The organism is Stenotrophomonas sp. 10L48, assembly GCF_056395105.1.
In genome coordinates this window covers 1-7,654 of the sequence record NZ_JBFTIX010000026.1, presented here as the reverse complement: position 1 = coordinate 7,654, position 7,654 = coordinate 1, and the positions used below count along the sequence as shown (strand labels likewise).

At 66.4% G+C, this 7,654-nt stretch carries 6 protein-coding genes; all 6 read right to left on the bottom strand.

Annotated features, from left to right (window positions below):
- Positions 1-1,730, bottom strand: a 1,730-nt coding sequence (locus AC1DCU_RS21370; protein WP_442252417.1) for a methyl-accepting chemotaxis protein, incomplete at its 3' end; no start/stop codon positions are given.
- A 517-nt stretch (positions 1,731-2,247) separates the two neighbouring features.
- Positions 2,248-4,623, bottom strand: coding sequence for a methyl-accepting chemotaxis protein (locus AC1DCU_RS21365; RefSeq protein WP_032975460.1), 2,376 nt, complete (start codon positions 4,621-4,623; stop codon positions 2,248-2,250).
- A gap of 98 nt (positions 4,624-4,721) precedes the next feature.
- Entirely contained in the window at positions 4,722-5,105 is a 384-nt protein-coding gene (locus tag AC1DCU_RS21360; RefSeq protein ID WP_025878966.1) for a hypothetical protein, read from the bottom strand.
- 137 nt (positions 5,106-5,242) lie between these two features.
- Positions 5,243-5,734, bottom strand: a complete 492-nt coding sequence (locus AC1DCU_RS21355) for a chemotaxis protein CheW (RefSeq protein ID WP_025878967.1) — start codon at positions 5,732-5,734, stop codon at positions 5,243-5,245.
- Between the two features lie 258 nt (positions 5,735-5,992).
- Entirely contained in the window at positions 5,993-6,766 is a 774-nt protein-coding gene (locus AC1DCU_RS21350) for a flagellar brake protein (RefSeq protein WP_025878968.1), read from the bottom strand.
- 213 nt (positions 6,767-6,979) lie between these two features.
- Positions 6,980-7,654 (bottom strand): methyl-accepting chemotaxis protein (locus AC1DCU_RS21345; RefSeq protein ID WP_478013692.1); only part of this gene is annotated, 675 nt, incomplete at its 5' end.

The window sequence follows — 7,654 nt, the reverse complement described above, 5'->3', positions numbered from 1 at the left end:
TGTTCGCCGGCACGGGCCGCTTCCACTGCGGCATTCAGCGCCAGGATGTTGGTCTGGAAGGCGATGCCATCGATGACCGAGATGATCTCGGCGATCTTCTTCGAGGAGGCTTCGATGGCCGACATGGTGGTGACCACCTGGCCGACCACGCTGCCACCCTGCGAGGCCACGCCGTGCGCGCCGATGGCGAGCTGGTTGGCCTGGCGCGCGTGCTCAGCATTCTGGCGCACGGTGGAGGTCAGTTCCTCCATCGAGGCGGCGGTTTCTTCCAGATTGGCGGCCTGCTGCTCGGTACGGCGCGACAGATCACTGTTGCCCGACGCGATTTCGCCGGCCGACAGGGTGATGCTGGAGGCACTGGCCTGGATCTGGCTGACGATCTGGGTCAGCTGGCTGACCGTGGCGTTTGCATCGTCGCGCATGCGGGCGAACACGCCCTGGTAGTCACCGTGCATGCGTGCCGTCAGGTCGCCGTCGGCAATGGACGACAGCAGCTGCGAGAGCTTGCCGAGGTTGTCATCGCTGACTGCCATCATGGCATTGAGGTTTTCCAGCATGGTGCGGAAATCGTGATCGAAGCGCTGTGCATCGCCGCGCTGGCTGAAGTCGCCCGCAGCGGCGGCACTGGCCAGCTGCTTGATCTCGGCGTTGATGCGGCCGAGGTTGGCCTTGACCGTGTCGACGGTGGTGGTCATCGCCGCCTTTTCGCCCGGATAGCGCGCGATGTCGCTGCTGAGGTCGCCCACGGCGTACTGCTGCACGACGTTCAGTACATCGTGCAGGGTCTGCACGTGGCTGCCGACCAGGACGTTGGTTTCCTGCACCATCAGTCCGTATTCGCCGGGGAAGCTGCTGGCGTCGATGCGGTAGCTGAGTTCACCGCCATCGTGGCGGCGCGCCATCTCGCGCTGGCCGCTGATGACCGCGTGCAGCTGCTGCTGCATGCGCGACATGGCTTCGAGCAGGCGACCGGTTTCGTCATGCGGCTGCGGGCCGATGTGGCTGTCCAGCTTGCCGCCGGCAATGCCTTCGGCCACGGCGGTGGCCTGCTTCAGCGGACGTGCGATGCGGTTGCCGATGACCCAGCTCAATGCCAGCACGATCAGCACCAGTACGCCGCCGGCCAGGGTCATGATGGCGGTGAAGACCAGTGCCTGCTGCTGCACGTCATCCATGTATACGCCGCTGCTGACCACCCAGTTCCAGGGCTTGAACAGGCCGGCGTAGGACGCCTTGTCGTACAGGCCTTCGCTGTTGGCCTTGGCCCACTTGTAGGAGACCACCCCGCCGCCCTTGCGAGCCACTTCCACCAGGTCGTGGAACAGCTGCACGCCGTCCTCGGAGCGGAAGTCCTTCATGTCCTTGCCGATCAGGTCCTTGCGGAACGGATGCATCAGCACGCGGTAGTTCGTGTCGTAGACGCTGTAGTAATACGTATCACTGTCGGCGCGCATGCGCGCCAGCGCATCGAGCGCGGCCTGGCGGGCGGCGGGCTCGGTGAGTTCGCCGCTGGCGGCCAGCCCGTGGTAGTGGTCGAGGATGCCGTAGGTCAGTTCAACCTGGGTCTTCAACGACGACTTGCGGGTTTCATTGAGGTCCAGGTACTGCATGCGGGCAGCGATCACCGAGAGCGCGATCACGCCGAGTGCGATCAGCAGCGTGAGCAGATTGAGCTTGCGTCGGACGGAGAGATTGCTGAAGTAGTGTTGCCAGCGATGCAGGAGATTCATCGAGCAGTACCCGGGTGGTGGTGGGTGGAGGCGCCGGTGCTGATCGGGAGCAGCGGTGACATGACCGTTATCGGCCGCGGGGGCGGGGGATTGAGGTGGGCTGTTCGAACGTATTCAGGTTTGTTCGCAGCGGCGGCTGCGGCGCTGCCTGCGGCAGGCTTTCGGAGCGAGAGCAACAGCAACTGCGGATGGTCGGCTCTGCAATGTTGAGGGGGAGCCGTGCGGGGATGGGCTGGCGGGGCATGCCGTAAACCCGTCCATGGGGGCTCGATGGCGCCATCCATGGCGCCAACGGTCCCGCCAGCCCATCCCCGCACGACTCATCTGGCATCCCGGTGTCGGACGGCAAGTGCGTTGAGTTTCCAATTGGAAAGAGAGGTCAGATCCGTTTTCCTGCGGAAAACGGATCTGACCCCGGAAGCACTGCGCCGTTGGCTGGACAACACCTGGCGAGGCCGCAAAAGAAAACGCCCCAGCGCAGGGCCGGGGCGTTTTCGTGCCTCAGGTCAGGCAGGTATCAGAATTCCTGCCAGTCTCCATCAGCCAGTTCGGTGGCCATGGATCGGCCGCCAGTGCTGCGGCGGGCCGGCGGTGCGGCCGCTGCCGGAGCCGGGGCTGCCGGTGCCGACGCGCGCGGTGCCGGTGCGCGCGTGGCGACCACGGCTTCGGCTTCGTCGACCACGAAGATCGAGACCGCCTCGCTGAGGTGGCCCGCCTGTTCTTCCATCGCACGTGCGGCGGCGGTGGCTTCTTCCACCAGCGCGGCGTTCTGCTGGGTGGTTTCGTCCATCTGCACCACGGTCTGGTTGACCTGTTCGATGCCGGCGCTCTGCTCCTGCGAGGCAGCAGAGATCTCGGACATGATGTCAGTGACGCGCTGCACCGAGGCAACAATTTCGCCCATGGTGGCGCCGGCCTTGTGCACCAGTGCCGAGCCGTCGTTGACCTTGCCGACCGAGTCGTCGATCAGGCCCTTGATTTCCTTGGCGGCGGCGGCCGAGCGCTGGGCGAGGGTGCGCACTTCGCTGGCGACCACGGCGAAACCACGGCCCTGTTCGCCGGCACGGGCCGCTTCCACCGCGGCGTTCAGCGCCAGGATGTTGGTCTGGAAGGCAATGCCGTCGATGACCGAGATGATTTCCGCGATCTTCTTCGACGAGGCCTGGATGGCCGACATGGTGGTGACCACCTGGCCGACCACTTCGCCACCCTGCGATGCCACGCCATGCGCGCCGATGGCGAGCTGGTTGGCCTGGCGGGCGTGCTCGGCGTTCTGGCGCACGGTGGAGGTCAGTTCTTCCATCGAGGCGGCGGTTTCTTCCAGGTTCGCGGCCTGCTGTTCGGTACGGCGCGACAGGTCGCTGTTGCCGGAGGCGATTTCACCGGCGGCCGAGCTGATCGCACGGCTGGACTGCTTGATGCGGGTGACGATCTCGCTCAGCTGCGCGGCGGTGGCATTGGCATCGTCGCGCATGCGGGCGAACACGCCCTGATAGTCGCCGTGCATGCGCACGGTCAGGTCACCCTGCGACAGTGCGGCGAGCAGGCCGGAAATCTGTTCGATGCTGCCCGAGTTGGCGTCCAGCAGGCCGTTGATCTGCTGGGCCAGCTGCAGGAAGAAGCCTTCCTTGTCGTTGGCATCGATGCGGCCGGACAGGTCGCCGGCAGCGGCCTGGGCGATCACCCGTGCCACTTCCGCCTCGACCTGCGCTTCCTGGGTGCGGTCGCGCCATTCCACCACGTAGCCGACGGTGTCGCCGTCTTCGTTGCGGATGGTCGACACGACCTGGGCGAACTGGGCATCGCCATACTGCATCGGGCGGCGGGCAACGCCATGCTGCTTGAGGTTGGCCAGCAGGGTGTTGTCCATCTCACCACGGTGCTCGAGCACGGTGACCGGCTTGCCGACCAGCGAGGCGTGGACGTCGAAGTCGGGCAGGTCGCGGCGCAGCTCGTCCTGGTACTGGGCCAGGGTCTGCTGCAGGGCGCGGTTGCTGTAGACGATGGTGTTGTTGGGGTCGGTGAGGTAGACGCCGGTCGAGCTGTAATCCAGCGCGGTGCGGATGCGCAGGTTCTCGCGGGCGATGGCCTGGTCGGTTTCGGTGCGCTCGCGCAGGTCGCGCTGCATGCGCTGCATGGCCTGCATCAGTTCGCCCACTTCGTCCTGGCGGCTGACGTCGATATGGCCATCAAGCTTGCCACCGGCGACGTCGTTGGCGACCGAGACGGCGCCACGCACGCTGCCGACCAGGGCACGGGCGAACAGCCACACCAGCACCAGGCCGAGCGCGGCGCCGCCGAGCAGGGCGATGACGGTCAGCACGGCCGAGGCGGAGTAGGTGGAGGCGGCTTCGTCGCGCGAGGCGCGGGCGAGGCGGTTGTCTTCGGCGATCAGCGCTTCAAGCGCAGCGCCGGCCTTGCGGTGTTTGGTGCGGGTCTCGCCGACGAAGGTGTCGATCGCATCGTCGGGCAGGTCCAGCTCCAGCATTTCGGTGACGCTGTCATAGGAGGCCAGCGCGTCCTTCCAGTCCTTGGCGAAGGTGTCGAACAGCTTCTTCTGCTGTGCGTTGTCGACCAGCTTCGGATAGTCCTTGATCGACTTGTCCATGCTGGTGCGCAGTTCGACGGCCTGCTTGCGGGCGTCGGCCTTGACGTCGTCGCTGGCGCGGATCAGCTGCTGGTAGGCGCTGTTGCGGTACTCGCCGAGCATGCCGCGCATCTCGCCGGCCATGCGGATGCTTTCCATGCGTGAACCAGCCAGTTCGGTGGTCACGTTGTTCAGCGAATGCAGGCCACGGTAGGCGACGATGCCCTGCAGCAGCATCACCAGCAAGAGGACACCGAAGGTCAGCATGAGCTTCGGCATCAGTTTCAGGTTGTTGATCCACGGCATGGGCGTTGCGATCTCCTAAGGCAGACGCGGCCGGGCGCGGGGCCCGGTTGCAACAGCCACGCCGGCACGCTGGCCGGCGCGGTCTGACGGACAGCGGATTACTTGATGTTGGCCAGCTTCAGGCTGGACGGCGAGCTGACTTCGATTTCCGCGCGCGAGGCGTCGCGCTGGATCTTGCCGATCACGCACACGGTCTTGCCTTCCAGGGTTTCCAGCGGGAAGGAGAACTTGCCGCGGTTCTCGCCGGCGATGCGTGCCGAGAAGGTGTGGCGCGGGAAGGCACCGCCCATGTACAGGAAGGTCGGCTGGCCTTCGGAACCTTCTGCGAAGCGGGCCTTTTCGACCTTGCCGCAGACCATGCCGTCCTTGCCGACGGCGCGCGGTGCCATCTCCGGCGGAATCATCTCGGCCGACTGCGCGAAGGCGGAGGAAGCGGTGGTGGCCAGGACGGCAGCCGAAACGAACGCAAGCAGGGACTTCATCGGGGTGATTCTCCGGGGATGGTGATGGTGGATCCGGCCTTGGCGCGTTCCTGCGCGACCGGCTTCTGTCCCCCTATCGGCGTGGATGAGGGGAACTGAAGGGCTGCGTAACAGAAACGTGAAAAAGGTCCGTTTGCTCAGGCGGCAGCGTCTTCGACGACGTTGGTCTGACCCATGTCGGCGCTGTCCAGCAGGGTTTCGATATCCAGCAGGATCAGCATGCGGTCGTCGTGGGTGCCGATGCCGGAGATGAAGCGGGTGTCGACGGCGGCGCCGAATTCCGGGGTCGGGCGGATCTGCTCGGCCGACAGCGGGATCACGTCGGAGACGCTGTCGACCACGATGCCGACCACGCGGTCTTCCACGTTGAGCACGATCATCACGGTGAAGGCGTCGTAGCGGGCGTCTTCCAGGCGCAGCTTCAGGCGCAGGTCGATCACCGGCACGATGGTGCCGCGCAGGTTGATCACGCCCTTGATGTAGTCCGGGGCATCGGGGACGCGGGTGACGGCGTCGTAGCCGCGGATTTCCTGCACCTTGAGGATGTCCACGCCGTAGTGCTCGGCACCGAGGGTGAAGCTGAGGAATTCGCCATCGGCGCCGGCGGCGGAGCTGTTCTTGTCGTTCATCGAGGGGTCCTGGTTCTGCCGGAAGTGCCGGTGTCAGGCTCGATATCGGCCCCTGGGTGGGGGACTTTAGGCATCTGGTAGTGCCGGCCGCTGGCCGGCAATCCTGCATCCACGCATGGCGCGGATCTACCTGGGAGGGGGGTGGCGGCCGCTGGCCGGCAGTTCCTGCATCCACGCATGGCGTGGATCTACTGGCACCGGTATCCACGCGGTTTCGAGGTTGCCGGCCAGCGGCCGGCACTACCCGCCGTGGGGGTGTCAGAGCTCGCCGTTGCGGCGTGCCTTGCGCTGGCGGTCGATGCGGAAGATGTAGCGCTGGATGGCGCTGTCGCCGCCGCGCGGCAGGTCGTCGAAACGCATGCCGACGCGCTTGACCTCGGTGCCGTTGGGCAGGCGTTGCGGCAGCAGGTTGCAGACCACCAGTTCGATCTGCAGGTCCGGGCCATCGGGCATCGACAGCTGCGCCCGGTAGCGCTGCTGCAGGCTGAAGATGGCGCAGTCGGTGGGCACGGTTACCGCCAGGCCGCCGCCACTGATGTCCACCACCCGCATCGACAAGGCTTCGGCGCGGGCCTCGCCCGGTGGCAGCAGCAATTGCGGTGAGTCGGTGATGGGGGTCTCCAGCCGGTACAGTTCGCGTCGCTGCAGGTGCACCAGTTCATCGGGCAGCGGTGCACGGAACGCCACATGGCCCTCGTTGTCCACGCGCTGCAGGTCATGCAGGCGGAAACGCACCAGTACCCGTTCCAGCTGGGCGAAGCAGAGCAGGTGGTCGGACTGTTCGGCGGCGCGGTTGGAAGCCTCCTGCGGGCTGCCATCGAGCAGCAGGAAATCCTCGTCGTCGTCCAGTTCAAGCAGGGCGGTGGGGAAGGATCGATCGCGGCCGTCGATATGGGCGTTGATCAGTGATCGCTGGTCGATCAGTGAACGCAGCAGCTGCCGCACCTGGCGGGGGTTGCGGACCAGGAAGCGATCATCCGCGGCGTCGGCCGCATGGACTTCGGGCAGTGCAGTGTCGTGGCCGTCGGACATGGAATCTGTGGTCAGGGGCGGGCGCCGACGCGTGTGGGCGCGTGGCTCGAAAGAGGTATCGGCTGCGTTGCGGATTTATGTAGCACCGAACGCACTCGTTTGCTCCGTTGTGCCATGCCCGCGGCGGTCGGGCAAGCGTGGTGCCCGGGCCGGGCATGGCCCGGCGCTGCCTTTCCGCTGACGGGGTGGCGCGCGGCCACCCCGATGCTGCGATCAGAACTCCTGCCAGTCGCCGTCACCGGCCAGGGCCGGCTGCGCAACGGGCTTGCGCACGCGCGCGGGTGCGGCGATGGATGCGGGCGCCGCCTTGCGCGGAGCACTGCTGGCCACGGCCATGGCTGCGCGCGGTATCGCATTGCCCGCGCTCGGTGCGGCCAGGCGGAAGCGTGCGACGGCCTCGCCCAGCTGTGCGGCCTGGTCTTCCATCGCCCGCGCTGCGGCGGTGGCTTCTTCCACCAGCGCGGCGTTCTGCTGGGTGGTTTCGTCCATCTGCACCACGGTCTGGTTGACCTGCTCGATGCCGGCCGACTGTTCCTGCGAGGCGGCGGAGATCTCGGCCATGATGTCGGTCACGCGCTGCACCGACGCGACGATCTCGCCCATGGTGCTGCCGGCCTGGTGGACCAGGCTGGAACCCTCGGCGACCTTGCCGACCGATTCGTCGATCAGCCCCTTGATCTCCTTGGCGGCGGCGGCCGAGCGCTGGGCGAGGGTACGCACCTCGCTGGCGACCACGGCGAAGCCACGGCCCTGTTCGCCGGCACGGGCCGCTTCCACTGCGGCATTCAGCGCCAGGATGTTGGTCTGGAAGGCGATGCCATCGATGACCGAGATGATCTCGGCGATCTTCTTCGAGGAGGCTTCGATGGCCGACATGGTGGTGACCAC

What these genes read in the sequence shown, in the direction of transcription:
- AC1DCU_RS21350 (WP_025878968.1), bottom strand. Translation starts at nt 6,766, where the DNA reads ATGTCCGACGGCCACGACACTGCACTGCCCGAAGTCCATGCGGCCGAC.
- AC1DCU_RS21360 (WP_025878966.1), bottom strand. Translation starts at nt 5,105, where the DNA reads ATGAAGTCCCTGCTTGCGTTCGTTTCGGCTGCCGTCCTGGCCACCACC.
- AC1DCU_RS21355 (WP_025878967.1), bottom strand. Translation starts at nt 5,734, where the DNA reads ATGAACGACAAGAACAGCTCCGCCGCCGGCGCCGATGGCGAATTCCTC.
- AC1DCU_RS21365 (WP_032975460.1), bottom strand. Translation starts at nt 4,623, where the DNA reads ATGCCGTGGATCAACAACCTGAAACTGATGCCGAAGCTCATGCTGACC.